The sequence below is a fragment of the Corynebacterium pseudokroppenstedtii genome (genome assembly GCF_019754945.1).
Lineage (GTDB): Bacteria > Actinomycetota > Actinomycetes > Mycobacteriales > Mycobacteriaceae > Corynebacterium > Corynebacterium pseudokroppenstedtii.
This window is the reverse complement of sequence record NZ_JAEUWU010000004.1, coordinates 88,713-111,986: the sequence shown is the minus strand read 5'-3', so window position 1 is coordinate 111,986 and position 23,274 is coordinate 88,713. Positions and strand designations below refer to the sequence as shown.

The 23,274-nt window shown below is 58.9% G+C and carries 18 protein-coding genes; 10 read left to right on the top strand and 8 right to left on the bottom strand.

The window, feature by feature from the left end:
• Nucleotides 1-28: 28 nt before the first annotated feature.
• Complete coding sequence (locus tag JMN36_RS07755) at nucleotides 29-493, bottom strand: hypothetical protein (RefSeq protein ID WP_221924178.1); 465 nt, start codon at nucleotides 491-493, stop codon at nucleotides 29-31.
• A 434-nt stretch (nucleotides 494-927) separates the two neighbouring features.
• Here JMN36_RS07755 and JMN36_RS07750 point away from each other — a divergent pair, with 434 nt between their 5' ends.
• From JMN36_RS07750 to JMN36_RS07740, 3 genes are read left to right on the top strand one after another with little or no spacing between them, the layout of a single operon-like run.
• Entirely contained in the window at nucleotides 928-1,800 is an 873-nt protein-coding gene (locus JMN36_RS07750; RefSeq protein ID WP_221924177.1) for a hypothetical protein, read from the top strand.
• Nucleotides 1,797-3,527, top strand: coding sequence for a Y-family DNA polymerase (locus tag JMN36_RS07745; RefSeq protein WP_221924176.1), 1,731 nt, complete (start codon nucleotides 1,797-1,799; stop codon nucleotides 3,525-3,527). Before JMN36_RS07750 ends, JMN36_RS07745 begins: the two co-directional genes overlap by 4 nt.
• Nucleotides 3,528-3,558: 31 nt before the next feature.
• Nucleotides 3,559-4,680 carry a sucrase ferredoxin gene (locus JMN36_RS07740; protein ID WP_221924175.1) on the top strand — a complete coding sequence of 374 codons (1,122 nt, stop codon included), beginning with the start codon at nucleotides 3,559-3,561 and terminating at the stop codon, nucleotides 4,678-4,680.
• 60 nt (nucleotides 4,681-4,740) lie between these two features.
• Here the strand turns inward: JMN36_RS07740 and JMN36_RS07735 are convergent, their stop codons facing one another.
• Genes JMN36_RS07735 through JMN36_RS07725 form a run of 3 tightly spaced genes read right to left on the bottom strand, consistent with a single transcriptional unit; the run spans nucleotide 4,741 to nucleotide 7,513 of the window.
• Nucleotides 4,741-5,511: a methionine ABC transporter permease gene (locus JMN36_RS07735; protein ID WP_370659570.1), complete on the bottom strand. Its 771-nt coding sequence runs from the start codon at nucleotides 5,509-5,511 to the stop codon at nucleotides 4,741-4,743.
• On the bottom strand, nucleotides 5,511-6,623 hold the full coding sequence (locus JMN36_RS07730) for a methionine ABC transporter ATP-binding protein (RefSeq protein ID WP_236883035.1): 1,113 nt from the start codon (nucleotides 6,621-6,623) through the stop codon (nucleotides 5,511-5,513). The genes JMN36_RS07735 and JMN36_RS07730 overlap by 1 nt, the downstream gene beginning before the upstream one ends.
• Nucleotides 6,623-7,513 carry a MetQ/NlpA family ABC transporter substrate-binding protein gene (locus tag JMN36_RS07725; protein ID WP_221924174.1) on the bottom strand — a complete coding sequence of 297 codons (891 nt, stop codon included), beginning with the start codon at nucleotides 7,511-7,513 and terminating at the stop codon, nucleotides 6,623-6,625. Before JMN36_RS07725 ends, JMN36_RS07730 begins: the two co-directional genes overlap by 1 nt.
• Before the next feature lie 608 nt (nucleotides 7,514-8,121).
• On the opposite strand from JMN36_RS07725, the gene JMN36_RS07720 reads away from it, so the two are divergent.
• Nucleotides 8,122-11,313, top strand: coding sequence for an error-prone DNA polymerase (locus tag JMN36_RS07720; RefSeq protein WP_269150705.1), 3,192 nt, complete (start codon nucleotides 8,122-8,124; stop codon nucleotides 11,311-11,313).
• Between the two features lie 37 nt (nucleotides 11,314-11,350).
• Here JMN36_RS07720 and JMN36_RS07715 read toward each other — a convergent pair whose 3' ends face one another.
• Together JMN36_RS07715 and JMN36_RS07710 are read right to left on the bottom strand one after the other, a co-directional pair.
• A complete protein-coding gene (locus JMN36_RS07715; RefSeq protein ID WP_236883036.1) occupies nucleotides 11,351-11,938 on the bottom strand; it encodes a tRNA (cytidine(34)-2'-O)-methyltransferase in 588 nt (195 codons plus the stop codon).
• Nucleotides 11,939-12,013: 75 nt separating this feature from the next.
• Nucleotides 12,014-12,778 (bottom strand): SDR family NAD(P)-dependent oxidoreductase, encoded by a 765-nt coding sequence (locus JMN36_RS07710; RefSeq protein WP_046202149.1) that lies wholly within the window; start codon nucleotides 12,776-12,778, stop codon nucleotides 12,014-12,016.
• A 723-nt stretch (nucleotides 12,779-13,501) separates the two neighbouring features.
• On the opposite strand from JMN36_RS07710, the gene JMN36_RS07705 reads away from it, so the two are divergent.
• Nucleotides 13,502-16,219, top strand: a complete 2,718-nt coding sequence (locus JMN36_RS07705; RefSeq protein WP_221924172.1) for an ATP-dependent Clp protease ATP-binding subunit — start codon at nucleotides 13,502-13,504, stop codon at nucleotides 16,217-16,219.
• 35 nt (nucleotides 16,220-16,254) lie between these two features.
• On the opposite strand, the gene JMN36_RS10915 is transcribed toward JMN36_RS07705, so the two are convergent.
• Nucleotides 16,255-17,298 (bottom strand): HhH-GPD family protein, encoded by a 1,044-nt coding sequence (locus JMN36_RS10915; protein WP_221924171.1) that lies wholly within the window; start codon nucleotides 17,296-17,298, stop codon nucleotides 16,255-16,257.
• 219 nt (nucleotides 17,299-17,517) lie between these two features.
• Between JMN36_RS10915 and JMN36_RS07695 the strand changes: the two genes are divergently transcribed.
• Together JMN36_RS07695 and JMN36_RS07690 are read left to right on the top strand one after the other, a co-directional pair.
• Nucleotides 17,518-18,186: a carbonic anhydrase gene (locus tag JMN36_RS07695; protein ID WP_221924170.1), complete on the top strand. Its 669-nt coding sequence runs from the start codon at nucleotides 17,518-17,520 to the stop codon at nucleotides 18,184-18,186.
• Nucleotides 18,187-18,301: 115 nt separating this feature from the next.
• Nucleotides 18,302-19,015, top strand: a complete 714-nt coding sequence (locus JMN36_RS07690; RefSeq protein ID WP_221924169.1) for a hypothetical protein — start codon at nucleotides 18,302-18,304, stop codon at nucleotides 19,013-19,015.
• 158 nt (nucleotides 19,016-19,173) lie between these two features.
• Here the strand turns inward: JMN36_RS07690 and JMN36_RS07685 are convergent, their stop codons facing one another.
• Nucleotides 19,174-19,833 carry a hypothetical protein gene (locus tag JMN36_RS07685; protein WP_221924168.1) on the bottom strand — a complete coding sequence of 220 codons (660 nt, stop codon included), beginning with the start codon at nucleotides 19,831-19,833 and terminating at the stop codon, nucleotides 19,174-19,176.
• 211 nt (nucleotides 19,834-20,044) lie between these two features.
• On the opposite strand from JMN36_RS07685, the gene JMN36_RS07680 reads away from it, so the two are divergent.
• The 3 genes from JMN36_RS07680 to rlmB all read left to right on the top strand — a co-directional run bounded on the left by JMN36_RS07680 (nucleotide 20,045) and on the right by rlmB (nucleotide 23,141).
• Nucleotides 20,045-20,635: a CarD family transcriptional regulator gene (locus JMN36_RS07680; RefSeq protein WP_012731009.1), complete on the top strand. Its 591-nt coding sequence runs from the start codon at nucleotides 20,045-20,047 to the stop codon at nucleotides 20,633-20,635.
• A gap of 40 nt (nucleotides 20,636-20,675) precedes the next feature.
• The gene (gene cysS / locus JMN36_RS07675; RefSeq protein ID WP_221924167.1) at nucleotides 20,676-22,097 is read left to right on the top strand and encodes a cysteine--tRNA ligase; all 1,422 of its coding nucleotides are present in this window, start codon (nucleotides 20,676-20,678) and stop codon (nucleotides 22,095-22,097) included.
• Nucleotides 22,098-22,178: 81 nt separating this feature from the next.
• Complete coding sequence (gene rlmB, locus JMN36_RS07670) at nucleotides 22,179-23,141, top strand: 23S rRNA (guanosine(2251)-2'-O)-methyltransferase RlmB (protein WP_221924166.1); 963 nt, start codon at nucleotides 22,179-22,181, stop codon at nucleotides 23,139-23,141.
• Nucleotides 23,142-23,274 lie beyond the last annotated feature (133 nt).

Below are 23,274 nucleotides of genomic sequence, written 5' to 3'. Positions count from 1 at the left end.
GTGTGAACCGGGGGAGTCCCCGTCGGCACTACGGGTTGTCCGGTTCTTGGGTGTACGCGGTGCCGTCGATCCAGGGGAAGACGAGGTAGTTATAGACGCTGGCTACGACAAAAGCGATGATGCCCAGGAACGTTCCCTGCATGGGGATAACGGGGAGGATCATAAGGGCTAGCCAGTCGGGGAAGAGGGGGATGAGCCGTCGGACTGTGGTCCGGTATTCCCCGTATCGATTCATGTAGGCGGCGTTCACGTCGCGTCGGTACGGGTGAATAGTGATGAAAAGTAGCCCAGCTCCTGCGAGGACGATGAGCAGGATGACTTTAAGCAGCGGCGCGATGGCGAAACCCATGACGCCCACAGCGCCACCGAGGAGAAGCGACGCGATAGTTCGTACCAGATTCGGCGTTGAAACCGTGGTGATGTACTCGGATTCAGATAGTTCGTGGTCGGATGTTTCACGGTTGTTGTCGCGGTGAGTGTCGTCGTTAGTCATATGTTTCAGGGTAGTTGTTTGGCCATCACTAGCGGCTATTGTGCCTAGGTCTGGGAGACTGACCAGGCGTTTTCTTTGTATTCGGGGCCGGGCGGAAGATCATGCGCGGCCCCTCTAGACTTTTTATATCGAACATGCGTACGATAATTCCACGAGTTTTCGATTTTTATGTCCGGACGGACCGGTACAACTGTCCATAGCTCCTTCGGTTCGAAGGTGCGATGAGTATGAAGTATAGCCGACGCTCAACGAAGAAGAAGGTGGACGATAGTGGCTTATTTTTATGGGTACGTAAGTTCTAAAAATCGTATATCGTCCACTCTGCGAGCTATGTGGATGTGGTGGTTGTCTCTCCTTGTGTCGCCTCGTGGCCTTATATATGAGCAGTTAAAAGTGCATTTTTATCCTGCGCTGGGTGTGAGGGCTGATCAAAGATGACACAGGCGGGAGCTGGTGCAGTAGCTGCGGACCTTACTGCACTTTCGAATGATGAAAAAGTGGAGATCCTGCGCTCGCGCATGGCGCATCTGGTGTCGGTCCCAGACTATCCTCAAGCCAAGGAATCCGACTCTTTGCCGTATTCCGGTGAACGACGTTCACATACTGAGGAAAAAGAATCGTTCGAACGTTCGATGCTGGACGTTCTCTCTCTGCAGGGGCCACTGGGGGAGCTGACATCGCTGGGCGGTCTCCCGCGTGGCGCGGCGACGTCGATTGCGGATTGCCCGACCGCGCTGGTGCACATCATTGCCCAGGTAACCGCCGCAGGAAAACACGTTGCTGTTATCGGATTGAGCGACCTCTTGTGGGCCGCGGTCTCAGATGCGGGCGGTGATTTATCGTTAATCGCCGTGGTCGATTGTCCCGAAGCTACTGGCAACGCGGACATCAACGCCCCGGATCCTCTCAGCGTGCTGGGTGTGTTGTGCGAGGGGATGGACCTTGTCATTTATTGCGGCCAGGGGCAAGCAGATGTGCCGCCATCCTTGGCGCGGCCAGTGATGAGCCGTGTGCGCTCGTCTCGATGTGCCCTTCTTGTCTGCGGTGTGCGGTGGCCTGGTGTTTCTTTGCGTATCGACGCCACCGTGAGCGCTTTTCGCGGTTTAGGTCGTGGACGCGGGCGCATTCGTGGCATGAGCGTGGATATGCGTGTGGAGGATCGGCATCGCCCTCCCCAGCGAGGGCAGTGGCACATGGGCGTGGGGTCCTTCGCCCAGCCGATACGCCACCACCGCCCGACGCAGACACACCATTGGCGCAAGAGTGTGAAAGCCCTTGACCTGAACGCAGTGGAGGCCGCAGTATGACACCGGGTAACTCTATTGATGCAGGTCAGCGCGCAGATAATCCCCATGGTGACCAGTCAGGTGTGCCCGTCGATGAGCGAACAATAGTCCTCTGGGTTCCAGATTTCCCTCTCTATGCTGCCCGCTGTGACAACGAGGTTCCGGACGGGCCACTGGCATTGGTGGACCAGCATAGTGTGTATGTATGCGACCGCCAGGCGCGGCATGTAGGAGTCCGACGCGGCATGAAACGCAGACAAGCTCAGTCGTTATGCCCGACGATGCACATCATGCCCGCCGACGACGACCGTGATGCCAGATATTTTGAAGACTTTGTTGCCGACGTCGATTCCATTTCCGCTGGTATCGAGCTTTTACGCCCCGGGCTCATTGCTGTGAAGTCCGCACCGCTGGTGAAGTATTACGGCTCGGAAGAACGCGCGATCACCATGGTTCTTGATGCGGTCGCTCGGCCGGGAGTGGACGTTATCGCAGGAGCTGCAGGAACACTGCCGACTGCGGTGTTCGCTGCTCGTCGGGGGATGACTATCCCGGAGGGGCACGATGCAGATTTCTTGGCCGGGCTACCTGTACGAACATTGTGCGAGGACAAAGCATTAGGTCAACCCCAAGAACTCGTGGACACCCTAGAGAAAATGGGCATAACGCGCATGAAGGACTGGGCGGACTTATCGCGGCGAGATGTCTCCTCTCGTTTTGGGGCAGAGGGTTTGTGGTGGTGGTCTATCGCCCGCGGTGCTCCATCGCGGAGGCTAGCTCCCCAAGAAAACAGCAGTGGCCTGGCCGTTACGCATCATTGCGATTCGCCCGAGTCCCGTTCCGATACGGTCGCGTTTATTGGTCGGCGTCTAGCAGCAGATCTTCACGATCAGCTGTCCGATAGAGGGCAAATATGTTTACGCGTTGCTATACGAGCACTTATTCGCACTCCCGATGGGAATCAAGAATTGGAACGAGTGTGGCGGTGCACTGACCAGCTCACCCAGCTCACCGAGCAAGCCATTGCCCAGCGAGTGCGGTGGCAATTGGAAGGGTGGCTTCACCGTTTTGTGTCACATGCTGCTGCCACAGCCGGGGAGTCCGAACATGAATCGGGTGCGCTCAATAACACTGGTGTGCCCGATAGCGTCGAGGTCGATGCAACCCCGGTAGGTGTGGGCGTACGCGAACTCACCCTTGACCCCATTGAAACGACAAGCAGCTCCATGCGTGGTTTATGGGGTGCGAAGGAAGACCATGCCGCCCATGCCGCATTAGCTCGAGTGCAGACAATGTTGGGACCAGACAGAGTATGCACTCCTGTGTTGAAAGGTGGGCGTGGCCCTGAGGACCGCATTGCTCTTGTTCCCGTGGGAGAATCCGTCCCTGATCTCCCGAGCAGCACGTATGCGTGGCCAGGTCAATTTCCAGCCCCCATTCCAGTCACCAAACGCGTCGAACGTGGGCCTAGTGCTGCACACCCTGCGAGTGGAGTCTCTCTTCTCGACGAAGACGGCCACGACATTATCGTGACAGGGCGCTCACTACTCAGTGCCCAGCCAGCCTGTGTGGCATGGGGAACTAAGCGCTATGACATCACAGGCTGGTCCGGACCCTGGCCCGTCGATGAGCAATGGTGGGCACAAGGACGCCGCTTCGCACGACTACAAGTGACCACAAACCAACCCAGCGGTCTGCTACTCATCTGTCGGGGAAAGAAGTGGCGAATTGAAGGCGTATATCGGTGAACCACGCAGTACGCGGGTACCCTCATGCTCTATGACCACCAAGGAAGGGCACATGGAGGAAGAAGCCACACAAGAAAAGGCAGCGGAACAAATACGTGCGGAGCGCGCGAGTTCAGCCCGTCAGGATGCTGAGGCCAATCAGTCCGACGAGGCGTGGAAATCTATGCGATGCTCAGACTTTGGCAACGAAGCTCTCCCCGGTACGGCCAAATCCATGACACTTTTCCTGGCGGTCGAATATCTCAAAGGGTGGGGCCGGGACATCATGGATGACGATGTCTTGGGAGACCTCACCGCGCCTCTCAAGAAAGTCCTTAAAGACAATGGCGCATCAATGCAGTTCATCCGAAAACCCGGCAGAGCTGGGCAATTCCGCGATGAAAGAAAACTCTATATAGCCAGAACAGACCAAGGCACCTGCTTTACGACGCGCATCTCCGGCGTCGAAGATCTCCTGCATCTCGACATCCAAGCTCTTGCCGACGGCACATGGGGGAGAAGCGAACTCCCCGCCCGGCCCGTGAAACGCGTCAACCACCCGATCATGCTTGTCTGCACGCACGGGAAAAGAGACCGCTGCTGCGCAATCAAAGGACGGCCCCTAGCAGCGGGGATGCAAACGTGCTTCTCCGGAGATGAAGTGTGGGAGACCTCGCACTCCAAAGGACACCGCTTTGCGCCCACCATGATCCTGCTCCCCTGGGGATACTCCTACGGGCGGATCCCCACAGGTCAAGCCATCGACGCCGTGAAAACCAGCGCGCAAGGACACATGTACCTCACGGGCTTGCGTGGCCGCGGCTGCTGGGATGCGCCCGGGCAGACCGCCGAAATCGCCGTCGCGCAACAGCTCGGAGCGCACACAGTTCCTGTCGGCAGTCTCGTCGTCAAAGAAACGACAGACCAGGAACAAGAAATAGCAGAAAAAGAAATAGCGGCCCACGACCGCACGTCGTCCAGAACCAACTCTGACGACCGCCATCCGAAAGACGCCCACCACCCAAAATTAGCCTGGCGAACCGTAGAAACATCACGGGGAGAAACGTGGGTTGTTCAACTCGAGCAGGTGTCGGCTGGGGACGTCATGGCCTCGTGCGGAAAACCCCCGAAACATGGAAAAACCTGGGTGGCACACCATGTCACCCAGGTCTAGATTCTTGTGCTAAGCGCAGCCGTCACCGTCGGCGTTAACGCGCCAACTACGCCAACTGCGCTATCGGCGCATGACCAGCCGCGCAAGCGTGTTACCAATCAACTGGGCGAATTGCACCAGGACGATGATAATCACCGTAGCCACCAAAGTGACGTTCCAGTCGAAAGCACGGTAACCATAGGTGATGGCGAAGTCACCCAAACCGCCACCGCCGATGTAACCGGCCATCGCGGACATATCGACAATCGCGATAAAGATGAACGTGTAACCCAAGATCAACGGGCCCAAAGCCTCACGGATAACCACGCTCCACAAAATCTTCAGCGGCGACGCACCCATCGCACGGGCAGCCTCAACAACGCCAGGATCAACACTCACCAGGTTCTGCTCCACAATGCGGGCCACCGCAAACGTCGCAGCAATCACCATGACGAACGTGGCCGCCTCCGTGCCGATCGTCGTCCCCATCACCGCCTTGGTCAGAGGACCGGCCGCCGCAATCAAAATGATGAACGGTATCGGGCGGATAATGTTCACCAAAATATTCAGCGTCCAATACAAAGGCTTATTAGCCAACACACCAGACGACCGCGACGCATACAACAACACGCCGATGATCAGGCCAAACAGGCCACCCAGAAGGATCGTCCACCCGACCATCCACAGCGTCGTCCAAAACGCTGTGATCATCGTGGGCTTCAGATTGTCCCAGTCCGTCGTTCCCGCCGCAAGAACGAGATCGCGCGCCACGGCGCTGTGAGCCACAGCATTGTGAATTGATGCGCCCACGCCAGCCACGGCGTCGGCAGTATGTAACGCTACGCTGACCATTAGTTGATCTCCTCACACTCGGTTAACTCGGCAAGACGGGCAACAACATCCTTGACGCCGTCCTCTGGCCCGGTCAGCTTCACCGTCAACCGTCCAAACGAATGCTCCTGGATATTATTCACAGCCCCATGCACGAACCCGACGGTCACATTTCTGTCGTTAGCCAGGGCAAATGCCGAGCTCAGGTCGCGTGCATCGTCGACACGAACCGTGATCAGCCGCTCACGCGGATTATCGGCCACCTCCGTGAGCAGCGAATCACGCTCGCGGCCCTCCGGAGTATCGCGAAGAGCAGTCGCGACGAACCGCTTAGTCACTTCCTCACGAGGATGCGAGAAAATCTCGTGCACCGGCCCATATTCGACGACCTTGCCCTTTTCCATCACAGCCACGCGGTCCGCAATAGAACGAACGACTTCCATTTCGTGGGTAATCACAACAATGGTGATCCCGAGCTCCCGGTTCACCTTGTGCAGCAAATCCAGAACATCCTGAGTTGTTTCCGGATCCAGTGCCGACGTTGCCTCGTCGGCAAGAAGAAGCGAAGGATCGGTTGCCAGCGAGCGGGCAATGCCCACACGCTGCTTCTGCCCGCCCGATAGCTGGTCGGGGTAGTTTTTGCCCTTATCTCCCAATCCGACGAAGTCGAGCAATTCCTTGACGCGCTTTGAGCGCTGAGAGCGCGGCACCTTGGCCAGCGCTAGAGGGTACGCCACATTCGCGGCGGCCGTGCGGGAATTCATCAGGTTGAACTGCTGGAAAATCATGCCGATGTTCTTGCGCAGGCCACGCAGTTTCCGCTCCGGCAGATCGGTGATCGTGGTGGTACCCAGCGTGACCGACCCCGAAGTGGGCCGATCCAAACCGTTGATCATGCGAACCAGCGTGGATTTACCCGCGCCGGAATACCCGATAACGCCCAGAATTTCACCCGGTTCGACGGTGAGAGAAATCCCATTGAGCGCGTGAGTATCCCGTTTTCCCTGTTTGAACGTCTTGGTGACATCGCGGAACTCCACTCGGGTGCCATGATCCGTCGGACGGTCATCAAAAGTGAGTGTGGAGCCGCTGGATGTCGGTTGGGCGGAATTCTCCGTTGGAATCAATGCCATTAGGATTCCTCCCGTGTTTTCTTTTCAGTATCTTTCAAAATATCCTCTAGTTGGTTAGCGGGGAGGTCGACAGATACGGACGTACCCTTTGAATCCTCAGCATTCGCCTTTTGGACGGCATCGCTGTGCCAAACTTTCACCAATTTCTTGATGTTTTCGTCATTCTTCTTTTCGGGACGAGTGGCGAGAACATTGATATATGGCTTTGCATTGTCAGCTTTGGGATCATCAGCGGCAATTGCCGTCTTCGGATCAATTCCCGCACGAAGAAGATACGTATTATTCACGACGGCGGGTGTTCCCTCACCCCAAGCCGTAGCTGTTTGAGCAGCGTCGACAGGGGTTACACTGACCTTTGATTGTGATTGATCGATATCCGCTGGGGTGGGGTTCAAGAGGCCCGTTTTCTTCAGCGTCACCAAGTGCTGTGCTTCGAGGAGATTAATAGCTCGTCCTTGGTTAGTACTGTCATTGGGGATAGCGATAGACGTTCCGTCTTTAAGATCATTAATGTCTGTATGCCCCTTATAGAACAAAGCGAGCGGAACAATTTCGGTCGAACCAACGGGAACGAGATCCGAATTAGATTCGACGTTATACGACGCCAAGAATTTAATGTGCTGGAATAAATTCACATCCAACACGCCCTCGCTGAGCGCAGTATTCGGCGTGTTGTAATCCGAGAAATCCTGGACATCCAAGTGGATGCCTTCTTTCTCAGCTTCTTGACGGAAAGCTGTCCATGCCGTTTTCGACGAATCGGTCGTACCAATGGTCACGGTGTTAGATCCACCGCTGCTTTCTCCCGGTGGATGGCACGCGGTGACGCCGGTCAGTGTGAGCCCGGACGCCAGGATGAGCGCGCTGAGACGCCGTAATGATGTGACCATGATCGTTGTGTCCCTTCATTCATGTGGTTGTCGTAATGATGTGATTGTCAGTGCGAGTCTCTAAAGCGCTGCGTCTAACTCGAGGCCACAGCGGTGAGGCCAGACAAGGCTGGCCATGCTCGGACGGTGGAGTTGAGCTCACGTGAACCGATACCCCAACGGCCAAAATCATAGACCAAGCTGTCTAATTGTCGAGACTCATTCTGCCTTCTTGTGAAGAGATATAAAAATTTGGGCCTAACGAGCGAGGTAACAAGCCATGTTGCGGCGGGATTATGGCCGATTTACGACGGGGGCGTGATGGGGTAGCGACGCAATAGGCGACGGGGTATTGGTGGGGTGGAGAGTGGGGTAGTGAACGAAAAATAGGGCGCTGCCAGGCAATGTCTTGGGTGTGGCGAATGGCACTAGCGATAATCGAACACGCGTACTAACCTATCGCTATGGATTGGGTGACGGCTCGAGGTTCGATGAATGGTAGGCCACTGTCGTGGTCGCGGCTGGAGCGTATCTTATCAGGAACGGATACCGAGCCCATTTCTTCCTCGGAGACACCACAAAGCGCCATGTCATCCAGTGTTTCTCCGATGCAATCGGATACGGCGACGATGATCTCTCATCAGGACGAGAGTCCTCGCGCTGGAGCTAACCAACGCGATCATATTCCCTTCGCTGAACTGCACGCATGTTCGGCATATTCCTTTCTCCGTGGGGCGTCGTCGCCCGCAGAGATGGTGGATTCAGCTGCCGAATTAGGCCTCGAAGTGCTCGCGTTGGTGGATCGTGACGGGGTGTATGGCGCTGTTCAATTCGCAGAGGCTGCCGCCGATTCCGGAATCGCCACCATCTTCGGCGCGGAGCTGACATTGACGCCGTCTGTTTCCTCACCCCAGGCTGCGTCGTCGTCCGCAGCCTCGTCATCGTCGGCGTCGCCTTCGTCGCAAAACTCGGTTTATTCTTCCCAGTCTGCGTCGTCGAAAAACGAAAGAATTTTAACGGTGCTGTGTCGTGGGGCGGAGGGGTATCGACGCCTGTCACGCGTGATTTCCGAAGCGCACATGTGTACGGGCGAGAAGAATGAGGTGCGTTATCCGCCTATTGACGAATTGGCCCGGCGCGGTGGTGACCACTGGATTATCCTGGCGGACTATTCATGGACGCCCCACCTTGATGAGCTCGTGGAGCATTTTCCTCGGGTTGTTGTGGAGCTTGACCGGCTGCTCGTGCCCGATGATGCTGACCGTCATGAAGAACAGTTGGAGGCCGCTGAACAGCTGGGTCTAGCGGCGGTGTATTCCTCCGCGGCCACCGCGGCGCGGCCCAAAAGTGGGCGTCTAGCTGGGACGAAAACAGCGCTGAGATATCGGAAAGATGTCGAGGATGCAGAGCCATACACGCATCCCATCGGTGGGACATACCTGCGCAGTGGGGCGGAAATGTTCGACGCCGATTATCCGGAACTCACGGCGAACACGCTTGCCGTGGCCCGTGAATGTGCCTTCACACTCACTACCATTGCGCCGGAGCTTCCCGATTGGCCGGTCCCGGAAGGATATACGGAAATCACCTGGCTCGAGCACATGGTGGAGGAGCGCGGCGCTGCGCGTTACGGCTCACGGGAGGATAACCCCGCAGCGTGGGCGCAAATTGATCACGAGCTCAACGTGATTGGGAACCTAAATTTTCCGGGGTACTTCCTCATCGTGACGGACTTGGTCGACTTTTGCCGCCAGGCCAATATCTTGGCGCAGGGGAGAGGTTCGTCGGCGAACTCGGCGGTGTGCTTTGCCCTTGGAATTACCAATGTGGATCCCGTTGCCGCCGATCTTCTCTTCGAACGCTTCCTCAGCCCGGAAAGGGAAGGCCCGCCGGATATTGATCTGGACATTGAGTCAGGCCGTCGGGAAGAAGTTATTCAATATTGCTATCGCAAATACGGCAGAGAAAACGCCGCTCAGGTGGCTAATGTCATTACATATCGACGACGGGGAGCCCTCCGCGATGCAGCCCGCGCCCTAGGGTATTCACCCGGCCGCATCGACGCGTGGGTGCGTGGCCTCGACGACGCCCCCAACGATGTAGCCACCCTTGCCGAGCAACTCCGCGGGCAACCCCGTCACCTGGGGATCCACTCGGGCGGAATGGTGATCTGTGACCGCCCCATTGCCGACGTCGTCCCCGTCGAATGGGCACGAATGGAGAACCGCTCCATCATCCAGTGGGACAAAGACGACGCAGCCAGCGGAGGTCTCGTCAAATTCGATCTCCTCGGGCTCGGCATGTTGGAAGCCATCCATCACGCCATCGACCAAGTCCGCGACCACCGCGGACGAACAGTGAATCTGTGGCAGCTAGGGCTCGATGACCCCGAGGTGTACGCCATGCTCGCCCGCGCCGACGCTGTGGGCGTATTCCAAGTGGAATCCCGTGCCCAAATGTCCGCCCTGCCCCGGCTCAAGCCACGCGAGTTCTACGATCTCGTCGTCCAGGTTGCCCTCATTCGCCCAGGTCCCATCCAAGGCGGGTCGGTCCACCCCTACATTCGACGTCGAAACGGTGAAGAAGAAGTCACCTTTGACCACGCCTGCCTCAAGGACGCACTAGCAAAAACGCTGGGTGTCCCGCTGTTTCAGGAACAGGTCATGAGGGTCGCCGTCGACGCCGCAGGATTCACCCCCGTCGAGGCCGACGCCCTGCGGCGTGCCATGGGGTCGAAGCGCTCCGCCAAGAAAATGGAGCAGCTCCACGCCCGCTTCGCTCGCGGCTGCCGGGATAAGCACGGCATGGATGAGACCACCATCACCACGCTATGGAAGAAAATCATTGCCTTCGCCGCCTACGGATTCCCCGAATCCCACGCACAATCCTTCGCGTCGATCGTCTACTTCTCCGCATGGTTCAAGCGCTACTACCCGGCGGAATTCTGCGTCGCCCTTCTCCGAGCCCAGCCCATGGGGTTTTATTCCCCACAATCACTTATTGCCGACGCCCGACGCCACGGCGTCGATATCCTCCCCATCGACGTCAACCACTCCGACGTGGAGGCCACCGCCCTCGACAACCCTGACCTGGAACCCGGCGCCGCCAACAGTCTGAGGCTGGGGCTCGGCGCTGTGAAGGGGCTCGGCGCCCGTGGGGCGGAAGCTGTCGTCCAGGCGCGCGCAGACGGCGGCCCCTTTACGCGAATCGCGGATCTGTCGCGCCGGGCGGGAATCAGTGTGCCCCAGGTGGAGGCGCTTGCCACCGCAGGTGCGCTCCGCAGCATGGGGATTGACCGGCGCGAAGGCCTGTGGGCTGCAGGAATTGCAGCTCATGAGCGGCCCGGCATGCTTCCCGGGATGAGTGAAATCTCGATACCGTCCCTACCGGGGATGAGCGCGTTTGAACTTGCCGCGGCTGACATAGCGTCGACGGGCATCACAGCCGATATCCACCCCGTCGAACTGCTGAGAAAACACCTGGATAATGCGGGGATCGTGTCCATTAGCCAGTTAGCGTCGTGCGAAGACTCCACCCGGGTGACCGTCGCGGGGACAGTCACCCACCGTCAGCGGCCAGGAACGGCAGGTGGTGTGGTTTTCCTCGGTCTGGAAGATGAAACAGGTCTTGCGAACATCACAGTGTCCCCCGGGTGCTGGACGCGTTACAGAACGGTGGCCCAAACATCGCGCATGGTCACTGTACGAGGAATCGTCCACAATGCAGCAGGAGTCGTCGCCGTGGTAGCAGATCGCATTGAATCTCTGGATACCACATTGGGAGGCGCCGCCCTTGCCGGACCATCACGAGATTTCCGGTGACAACCTATACGCCCCGGGCAAGCACTACTACGCCCACCTATACGCCCTGGTAACCAAGCTGCCGCCACGCTTCATAAGCACCCACCGCCGCCGCGTTCGACAAATTTATCGACCGGCGCCCAGGAAGCATAGGGATCCGCACGCGACTCGTAATCCGAGGATCGGCCAACGCCTCAGCACTCAGGCCCGTGGGCTCACAACCGAAAAGGAGCACATCGCCCCACTGGTAGGACACAGTGTCCACGCGCACCGACGTATGCGACGTGAACGCATACACCTTCGGGCCATCCGGCGCCCCCGCGCCCAGCGTCGTCAAACACTCGTCCAAGCTGGGGTGAATAGTCACATCCACCAAATCGTGATAGTCCAACCCGGCCCGTCGTAAATTCTTTTCCTCCAAATTGAACCCCAACGGTTCGCACAAATGCAGATGTGCCCCCACACCTGCACACATGCGAATCGCATTGCCAGTGTTCGGAGGTATCACCGGCTGGTCAAACACAACATGAAGAGGAGGGTTAGGGTTGCGGATCGTGTCTTCGCCCAGCGCACGCGCTATCCCATGGGCCCGATCATGCACCGAATTAAGATCGCGCACCGAATTCACATCAGCTTCACTCATCATGGATTACCGTACTCACCCTCAATCCACCGATTCCCGCTGCCACTGAGCCGAACTCGCTAACGTGCTCACTGCCACTTAGCTAGCCGTAGCACCACCGTCGATAGACAAGCTAGAGCCGGTAATCAGGCGCGCATAGTCGGAGCACAACCAAATAATCTGTGCAGCGACCTCATCCACCGTGGCCATTTCCTTGATCGAATTACGGTTCAGCAGCACTTTCTCTACGACTTCGTCTTCTGGGAGCCAATGGAGCGCAGCCTGCTGCCGGATCTGCTTCTGAACCTGTGCAGTCCTTGTAAAACCGGGGTTCACACAATTCGCCGTCACACCGTGAGGCCCACCCTCAATCGCCGTGACCTTCGTCAAGCCCTCCAAACCATGCATCGCGGACGTGTAGGCCACCCGCCCTTCCGACCCGCGGAGCCCATGCACGCTACACACATTCACAATGCGCCCCCACTCTTCCTCGTACATGTGGGGGAGTGCCGCCCGCGTCAGCAAAAATGGGGCCGTCAACATGGTGTCGATAATCCGATCCCAGTCCGCTGGTTCGTAATCCTCAATATGGGCAATCACCTGCGACCCTGCGCAGTTGACCAAAATATCGCAATCTAGCGTCATCTCCGCCAGGAGCTCATGGTCGCGCAAATCCACATCCCACACTTCCGCGGAACCACCGAGCTCATGGATATCGTCCACCGTTCCATCGGTATCCTGACCAATTAAATCAGCGACGATGACGTGCGCACCCGACGCCGCCAAAGCCCGCGCCGCAGCCGCACCAATCCCGCCGGCACCCCCAGTGACGACGGCGGTACGGCCACTTAAATCGACAGAAATAAAACCATGCGGTTCAGTTTCGACGACACTCTGGCCGGCGTTTGATTTCACATTCAACGATGATGCGGTGACGCTCTGGTCCTGCCGTGCGCCCGTGGTGTCGGTGGTATTCGCGGTGGCCTCGGCGCGGTCGAAATGTGATCCTTGTGCTTCATTCGTCGAGGAAGTCGAGGTTGAAGCGCTATCGGTGCCTACTGGTGTATCCGAGCCCTCCGAGCCGCCTGCGCCTCCTAAGCCTTCCGAGCCGTCGGGGCGAGGCGAAGCCGATTTCTTCCGAATCATGATGATGTGTCTCCCACGTGGTGTTGTCGATTAGTAATCATGCGCGCTGGAGCGCGATCGTTATGTTGGGCTACTTTAGCCAGCGCCGGGGAACCCCGCAGCCGCCGTCGCGGTGAGTTCGGGCGGGGGTGCCGTCGATCGTGCGATTTTGGGCCTCATATGGCTATGTTCGCTCCCGGCGTACGCACGTCTGAACAACCGTCGACAATGCCTTTGACCTGCATAAATAGGGGTGTGGCAGTATGTCTGATGTCCCGTTTTTGACGTTTTCGGGCAAGTAATCTCCTCCAAGGGGAAGTTCATGTCCGGCCCAGCCGTTACAGTGGTGTGAAACCATAAGTCGCTGGTGTGTCTGCAATCCAGTTCGGTGGGCATCCACCGTCCCGGAGGATAGAACCCAACGGCCGGACAACGCTTATTTTTCAACGCGAAGGACAGTACATGTTTGAGAGGTTTACCGACCGCGCCCGTCGTGTGGTTGTGCTCGCCCAGGAAGAAGCTAGGGCATTAAATCACAATTACATCGGTACAGAGCACATTCTGCTCGGCCTCATCCGCGAGGGTGAAGGCGTCGCTGCCAAAGCTCTCGAGTCGATGGGAATTTCCCGCGAGGCTGTCCGCAGCGAAGTAGAAGACATCATTGGTAAGGGATCACAGCCGCCCAGCGGTTACATCCCCTTTACCCCGCGCGCGAAGAAAGTCCTGGAGCTTTCCCTGCGTGAGGCTCTGCAGCTAGGCCACAAGTACATCGGTACGGAGCACATTCTGCTCGGCCTCATCCGCGAGGGTGAAGGCGTCGCCGCCCAGGTGCTCGTCAAATTAGGGGCAGATCTCCCGCGCGTCCGTCAGCAAGTTATCCAGCTGCTGTCGGGCTACGAAGGCCAGGGCGACGAGTCTCAGGAGCCGGGAACGAGCGAGCCCGCCGGCGCTGGCGTCGGTTCGGCCACGTTAGGGCGTTCGTCCAATAACGAGTCTGGGCGCAAGTCCAACTCGCTGGTCCTTGACCAGTTCGGCCGGAACCTCACCCAGGCCGCGAAGGACGGCAAGCTCGATCCGGTCGTCGGCCGTGAAAAAGAGATCGAGCGCATTATGCAGGTCCTCAGCCGCCGGACCAAGAACAACCCGGTCCTGATCGGCGAGCCCGGCGTTGGTAAAACCGCCGTCGTCGAGGGGCTTGCTCTGGACATTGTCAATGGCAAGGTCCCGGAGATTTTGAAGGACAAGCAGCTGTACTCCCTGGATATGGGCTCGCTGGTTGCTGGTTCTCGTTACCGCGGTGACTTCGAGGAGCGCCTGAAGAAGGTTCTTAAGGAAATTAACCAGCGCGGCGACATCATCCTCTTTATCGACGAGATCCACACCATTGTTGGTGCGGGTGCCGCCGAAGGTGCCATCGACGCCGCGTCGCTGTTGAAGCCGAAGCTGGCTCGCGGTGAGCTCCAGACCATTGGTGCCACGACGCTGGATGAGTACCGGAAACACATCGAAAAAGATGCCGCCTTGGAGCGTCGTTTCCAGCCTGTTCAGGTTCCGGAACCATCTGTTGAGCTGTCGGTCGAGATCTTGAAGGGCCTGCGCCCGAAGTATGAGGCACACCACCATGTGTCCATTACCGACGCTGCCCTCGTCGCAGCTGCGTCGCTGTCTGACCGTTACATCAACGACCGCTTCTTGCCGGATAAGGCCGTTGACCTTATCGACGAGGCTGGCGCGCGGATGCGCATCAAGCGGATGACCGCGCCGGAGTCCCTCCGCAAGGTCGACGAGAAGATCGCGAAGATCCGTAAGCAAAAAGAGGCGGCTATTGACGATCAGGATTTCGAAAAGGCTGCTGGCCTGCGCGATCAGGAGCGGAAGCTCGGCGAAGAGCGCGAGGAGAAAGAACGCCAGTGGCGTTCCGGTGAGCTGGAAGACGTCGCCGAAGTCGGTGAGGAGCAGATCGCTGAGGTCCTGGCGAACTGGACCGGCATCCCCGTGTTCAAGCTCACCGAGGAAGAGTCCGACCGGTTGCTGCACATGGAGGAAGAGCTCCACAAGCGCATCATCGGCCAGGAGGACGCAGTCAAGTCTGTCTCCCGCGCTATCCGACGCACCCGTGCCGGCTTGAAGGACCCGCGTCGTCCGTCCGGATCGTTCATCTTCGCCGGCCCGTCCGGCGTCGGCAAGACCGAGCTGTCGAAGGCATTGGCGGAATTCCTCTTCGGCGAAGACGATGCCCTCATCCAGATCGACATGTCCGAGTTCCACGACAAGTTCACCGCGTCGCGCCTCTTCGGTGCCCCTCCGGGGTACGTCGGCTACGAAGAGGGCGGCCAGCTGACCGAGAAGGTCCGCCGCAAGCCGTTCTCCGTGGTGCTCTTCGACGAGATTGAGAAGGCCAATAACGAGATTTACAACACGTTGTTGCAGGTCTTGGAAGATGGCCGGCTCACCGACGGCCAGGGCCGCGTGGTCGACTTCAAGAACACCGTTCTGATCTTCACCTCGAACCTGGGCACCGGAGACATTTCGAAGGCCGTGGGAATGGGCTTCTCTGGGGTCGGCGAGACCGACGAAGAGGGCCGCTACGAGCGGATGAAGTCCAAGGTCAACGATGAACTCAAGAAGCACTTCCGCCCCGAGTTCCTCAACCGTATCGACGACATCGTCGTATTCCACCAGCTCACCCAGGATCAGATCATCCAGATGGTCGACCTGCTGGTGAACCGTGTGGGTATCGCCCTGCGCTCCAAGGATATGGACATCGAGCTCACCGACAAGGCCAAGAAGCTGTTGGCTAAGCGCGGATTCGATCCCGTTCTGGGTGCCCGCCCGCTGCGCCGTACCATTCAGCGCGAGATCGAGGACCAGCTCTCGGAGAAGATCCTCTACGGCGAGGTTGCCGCCGGTGAACTGGTCACCGTGGATGTTGAGAGCTGGGATGGCGAAGGCAAGGGCGACGACGCCAAGTTCACGTTCTCCACGTCGACGAAGCCGGGTGCCGTGATGGGCGAGGGCGAGTCCAGCCTGGAAGAACGCAAGGAGGATGCGGACGACTCCTCCGGCGAGGCCGACCAGATCGTGCCGATGGAGTACTCCTCTAACGCATCATCGGGTAGTGGCCCCGACGCTGGTACCTCAGGTTCCGGATCCGGCGCCGCCCAGCCCGAGTCGGAGTAGTTAAAGGACCCGGCCCCAAACCTGCTCGGCTAGGGCTATCGAGGGAGCCCTAGCTTTCCATCCGTGTCCACAACGAGCTCATCAACCAGGAGTGACTGGAGGGCTCGGTGGAGCTGTTCCTCGTCCTTCGACGCGTGTGCGATCGCGTCCCTATCAACGGGGCCAGTCGCCTCGCGCAGAACCTTCATGATCGCACCGCGGACTTGTCGATCCGTGCCTTCAAACTTCTGCACCCGGCGCGCCACAGCGGACCGTTCCGATTCGGTTGGCTCCGGGCAGCCCGCCAGGCGCCACGCACATGTGCGAACAAGGGGGCACTGCTCGCAGCGTGCCACTCGCGACGTGCACACCAGCGCGCCGAGCTCCATGATTGACGCCGAAAATACGGCAGAGCGCTCCACATCCGTCAGCTGCTCATTGCTCAGATGCCCGAGCCCGACGCCAGGACCGTCGAAAAAAGTCCCGGCCTCGACAGGGATCTCGGGCATTCCAGCCTTCTCCCGAATGCGCTGCACAATCGCGCCCACCGAGGAGCCGGCTTGTTCCTCCGATATCGGCATCAGCGCCCGCATATCATCCAGATCCGCGCGCCGCGCCGGGCCCTGCAAATACTTCCCGTGAACAGCGCGCGCCATCACACGCCGAATATTCGTATCCACGACAGGCACCGCCCACCCGTAAGCAAAACAGGCCACCGCCCGCGCGGTGTACTCACCGATACCGGGCAAATCAAGCAGCTCATCCACCGTGGTCGGCACCGCACCAGAATGCTTATCGACGATCCTCCGCGCGCACTCGTGAAGCCGAAGCGCGCGACGAGGATAGCCGAGACGACCCCACGCGCGAAGGACCTCATCACGCCCGGCGCGGGCGAAATCGGCTGGAGTGGGCCAACGGTCCATCCATTCGCGCCACGCAGGTTCGACGCGGGAGACCGGCGTTTGCTGGCTCATGACCTCGCTGAGGAGAACTCCCCACGCGGAGCACCCGGGCTCACGCCAGGGGAGATGGCGGCCCGCCAGGATAAACCAGTCGTTGAGTTCGTCGACAAGAAAAGGTTCTGAATGGCCAGTAGACATTGCGAATGATTGTAGTGCTGTGGCGAGTGAGTTGCTGCGGGCGGTCACGGGGCTGAGTACGGTTATTGAGTGACGCCCCTGATCACATCGCCCGGTGGTGACCTGCGTGTCCGTGTGCCCCTGATGACGCGCGCCGGTGATGAGCAGAGGTAGAGCCACCCATGACGAGTAGTGGCAATCAGCCAACCAGTATGTGGACTTTTCATCCGGAGGATTCTCATGACGACATCAGCACCCGGCTCCGACCCGCAGCCCACTCCCAGTACGAACGCGGACGATCGCACCCCGCAGGCCGTGTTGCAGCAGTTGCTGGACGGCAACGACCGCTTCGTGCAGGGCAAGGCATTGCGCCCGCACCAGGATCGCGACCGGCTGTCCAGCCTGACCCAGGGGCAGGCTCCGAAGGCCGTGGTTCTGGCGTGCTCGGACTCCCGTGTGCCTGTCGAATTGCTCTTTGACCAGGGCTTTGGCGATGTCTTCGTGATCCGCACAGCGGGCGAGATCGTGGACATGTCTGTGCTGGCCTCCCTTGAGTTCGCGGTGGAGGGCCTCGGTGTCTCACTGGTCGTGGTCCTGGGGCACGAGAGCTGCGGCGCAGTCAAAGCCGCCTCGGAGGCCATGACTCAGGGTGCCGTCCCGGAATCCTTCCAGCGCGTGCTGGTGGAGAAAGTCGCGCCATCGGTCATGGTTGCCCGCTCTAAGGGGCACACCACCACCGACGACTACGAAAAGCAGCATGTGCGGTCCATTGTTGATCACGTGGTCGGCCGCAGCCCGGAAATCACATCAAAGCTTGCCGACGGCACCGTCGGCGTTGTTGGTCTCCGGTATTTACTGGAAAACGGCCAGGTAGAGGCGGTGACCGCGCGCGGCGTTGCGATGCCGTGAACCGCAGCGGGCCGGGCGCGCACAACCACTCCGCGTCGGACTCCCAGACCTCCCATGAGGTGACACGCCGTCCGCTTTCCGGCGGGGCAGCGCGAGTTCCCGTTAATCTAGTCACGTGAGCGCTCAAGGTAACTACAACGGTCTTCCACATCCACCCGAGATCTATCGCCGGCGGAGAATCGCTGCCGTCGTCATCGTGGTTGTTGTCATCGCGTTGTTGTGGTGGATCATTTCGGCCTTGAGCGGAGGCGGGAACTCGTCATCAACCGCGACGGAATCCAGCGTCATGACGACCACGACGAAGTCGACAAAACCGACGACGTCGTCGCGCTCGTCGGAAAGCACGCGTCCATCGTCGGAATCTGAGAATCCTGATGAGTCCGAGTCGGAAGAGCCTGACGCTTCAGAAGAGCCGTCGGTGGCACCCGACGCGAAAGAGACGTGCAATGTCAATGACCTGCAGGTTGAGGCGCGCACGGATGCGGATTCTTACGAGCCGGGGCAGATGCCGCGCTTCTACTTGATCGCGCATAATCCCACCAAGGGGTCCTGCCATGTGGACCTGGCTAAGGCTCCGATGAAGTTTGAGGTCTACAACCTCGAGACCAATGAGCGCGTCTGGTCCGATGTGGACTGCAACAATCCGGCAGCAACGGGCGCGTTGGATATCGGCGCTGGTCAGACGAAGAATTACATGCTGAGTTGGTCCCGGACGACGTCCGCGCCGGGCGAGTGCTCGGACCGCGTCGCCGTCCCTAGTGGCTCGTATTACCTGCACACCTTGATTGGTGATCAGCACTCAGAGCCGACGACGTTTAACCTGACGTAGCAGCAGGGTGGCGGCGTGTGGCCGCCCGTGCGTGACAGCGGCAGAACGACAAAGTGACAGAGCGACACCGCGACATTACAAAGCCCCGGAAGAGTTCACTGTGAACTAGCCTCCGGGACTTCGGTCTACCTAGCTGCGCTTTAGCTCTCAGTCAGCTATTAATTGCTGAACTCGTCCTTCAAAACGCCTTCCTTGTCACGGTAGGTCTGGCCAGCTTCCGGAACGGACGCAGCGACCGGGGCCTTCATGGAAACCTCACCGTTATCCAGGGTGAAGGTGACGTTGACGGCGGTCCCTGGCGTGGGGGTCCCGTCGAAACTGGTGTGAACGTAGCTGACGCAGTTGATGCGCGATTCGCCATTGGGATCAGCCTTGGCGCTCTCCGACGCGGAGCTGTTGGTGTGCACATCGTTGGCCCCCATGGCCTCGATGGCCTTTTCGTTATTGCCGACGATCTGGCACTGTGGCTTCAGATCCTTGTTGCCATCGACCTTGACCTCTTGGCCATCGACGCTAATACGCTGCAGCTGGCGCTCAGTATTGGTGGGGTCGATGTTAGAAAGAGCGAAGGCGACGGCACCACCGTGGTCGTCGGTCTTGGGCTGGACGGTCACATCGCGCAGCGTGATGTTGTTGTCCTCAGCATTGGCTGCTCCCCCGTCGACGGCGGGGACTTGGTTGGCGGTCTGGGAAATTTGGCCCGCGCCGCATGCACTGAGGGCCAGTGCGGAACCGGCAGCGACAATGGCGATGCCGGAACGTAGGGAAGCCGACTTCAACGACATTTTGTCCTCCATAGGAAGCTGTGGGGCAGCCACGTATTCGTCTTATTTTGCGTCAGGGTTTTCTGTTCAGCGCACAGAATTTAATTATTACATTAACGCGACGTATCTGTTTCCACATAGTCTTGTGACGTTCGTCGTGGCTAATCAGGGGGTAGTGCTATGATAGACGCGCTGAAACGTAAATTTTCACACTGGTTTACCTGTCCGCACGCGGTGGGCGTGCGCGGCGGATCTGAAGGGACTCATGGAATTCAACATTGGGGATACCGTCGTTTACCCGCATCATGGTGCTGCCGTCATTGAAAAGAAAGAGCAGCGCCAGATTAAAGGTGAGACTGTCGATTATTTGGTCCTGAAGGTTCACCAGGGAGACTTAACGGTCCGTGTTCCGGAAAAGAACGCGGAGTCTGTCGGTGTTCGCGATGTTGTTGGGGAAGAGGGGCTCCTCAAGGTTTTCAGCGTTCTCCGTGAAACCGATGTTGAAGAGGCCGGCAACTGGTCCCGTCGGTACAAGGCCAACCAGGAGCGTTTGGCGTCGGGCGATGTGAACAAGGTTGCAGAGGTTGTTCGTGACCTGTGGCGTCGCGACCAAGACCGCGGCCTTTCCGCTGGTGAGAAGCGCATGTTGGCGAAGGCTCGCCAGGTGTTGGTGGGTGAGCTCGCCCTTGCCGACGGCACTGACGACGCCAAGGCCGACGCGATGTACCAGGAGGCCCAAGAGGCTATTGCCCGGCACCGCGCCAAGCTGTTGGGGGAGGACGAGGACTCGACGAAGAAGCCGGGCCCCTCGGATGATTCCGACATTATCGACTTGGACGAGGACGTCGAGGATTAGTTTTTCGCTAGGTCACGCTCCGAACCGATAAGCTGGGGGCGTGACTTTACGTATTTTCGATTCCGCGTCCCGTCAGTTACGTGATTTTGTTCCCCTCCGCGAGGGGCATGCGTCGGTGTATTTGTGTGGTGCGACAGTGCAGTCGGCACCGCATATTGGCCACCTGCGTTCGGGCGTGGCTTTCGATATTTTGCGTAATTGGCTGACCTACATGGGCCTCGATGTGGCGTTCATCCGGAACGTCACTGATATCGATGACAAGATTTTGAACAAGGCCGCGGAACACAATCGCCCCTGGTGGGAATGGGCCGCGACGTATGAGCGCGAGTTCCAGTGGGCCTACGATCAGTTGGGCGTGACGCCGCCGTCTTTGGAGCCTCATGCGACGGGGCATGTTCCTGAAATGATCGAGTACATGCAGCGGATTATCGACGCTGGCCACGGCTACGCTGTGGATGGAAACGTATACTTGAGTCCGATGTCCTTGCCTGATTATGGTTCCCTGTCTGGCCAGAAGCTCGACGAGATGGACCAGGGCGAATCCGCGGGAACGGGTAAGCGCGATCCGCGTGACTTCACGTTATGGAAGGCTGCGAAGCCGGGGGAGCCGAGTTGGGATACTCCGTGGGGTCGTGGCCGTCCGGGGTGGCACTTGGAGTGCACGACGATGGCCACGAAGTATTTGGACGCGGAGTTTGATATCCACGCCGGTGGCCTGGATTTGAAATTCCCGCACCATGAGAACGAGATCGCTCAGGCCCATGCTGCGGGTGATGGATTCGCCCGCTATTGGATGCATAACGGCTGGGTGACCATGGCTGGCGAGAAGATGTCGAAGTCCTTGGGCAATGTGCTGTCCGTGCCTAACCTTCTTCAGATCGTCCGGCCGGTTGAGCTGCGTTATTACTTGGGGTCAGCGCATTATCGCTCCATGTTGGAGTTCTCCGAGGACGCTCTGCGTGAGGCAGCCGCCGGGTATCGGCGTTTGGAGAAGTTTGTTCACGCGGCATCGAGTGTGGCGGCGAAGAATAACCGCACCTTGGGTCGCTCCGAGGTCACGGACGCGTTCACTGATGCGATGAATGATGACATTGGCGTTCCTGCCGCGTTGGCTGAGGTACACAATGTTGTTCGTTGGGCTAATTCGCGACTGGATGCGGCTCGTCGTGGCGATAGTGATGCCGTCGAGAATGTGATATCTGCAGGTGAGCAGGTTCGTGCGATGCTTGGTGTGCTGGGTGTTGACCCGTTGGACGAGAAGTGGCAGGAGATTGCCGCGGAGTCCGGTGTGGAACACGACGCCTTGGATACGTTGGTTCGCGCGGAGTTGGATATCCGTGCGAAAGCTCGCGCCGAGAAAGACTGGGCGACGGCCGATGCGGTGCGCGATCGGTTGGCAGCTGCGGGCATCGTTGTGACCGATACTCCCGCTGGGGCCGAGTGGGAGCTGTCGGAGCAGTAGGATCGTCGGGCGCTGAGAAATCGGGCCCCGAACACGACGGGCCCGGGAGTACATAGGCAGCTGGGGGCATAAGGAGGATTAATGGCAGGTCATTCACGGAACCATGGTGCTATTCGTAAATCGAACAAGAAGGGTGCGACGAAGGGTTCTGGTGGTCAGCGACGCCGCGGCTTGCGCGGCAAGGGGCCGACGCCGAAGGCTGAAGACCGCGTGTACCACAAGGCGCACAAGCGGAAGGTCGAGCAGCAGCGGAAGGCGTCCGGGCGTCACGACCGGCGTAATTTGCATGGTTCGGAGCTTGTTGTTGGCCGCAACCCGGTTGTGGAGTGCCTGCGGGCGAAGGTTCCGGCGACGGCTTTGTACGTTGCGGAGGGCACCGATAATGACGACCGCCTAACCGAGGCAGTGCGCGTTGCCGGTGATCGTGCGATCACTGTCCTGGAGGTTCCGCGCATTGAGCTGGACCGGATGACCGGGAACGGGATGCACCAGGGCCTCGGGTTGCTGGTTCCGGAATACCAGTATGTTGACGTTCAGGATTTGATTGATCGCGCCCACGCGTCATCGTCGCCGGGATTGATCGTGTGCCTGGATAACATCACGGATCCGAGAAACTTGGGTGCCGTGATCCGTTCAGTGGCTGCGTTTGGTGGTCACGGCGTGGTCATCCCGGAGCGCCGGAGTGCGTCGGTGACGGCGGTGGCGTGGCGGACCTCGGCGGGTACGGCTGCGCGCCTCCCCGTCGCGAAGGCGACGAATATGACTCGCACGCTCAAGCAGTTCCAAAAAGAGGGTTACCAGGTCGTCGGTTTGGATGCTGGCGGGGACCATACTTTGGATACCTACGATGGGACGACTCCGGTCGTGGTGGTTGTCGGATCTGAGGGCAAGGGCCTGTCCCGTTTGGTGTCCGAGACGTGTGACACGATCATGTCGATCCCGATGGCGGACAATGTTGAGTCACTCAACGCGTCCGTGGCGGCCGGTGTGGTGCTGAGTGAGTTTGCGCGGCAGCGTCGCGCGGTGAAGCCTCGGGGGCAGTAAGTCGGTTAAGCGACAAGTATCAGGATGGCCATCGGCTATATGTACGGCTTTGGCCCGCACATCGGGACTGTACTTGCTAGGTGTGTTCAAATCCTTTTAGGTCATGGACCGGAACGAACCCCCGAGCGAATCA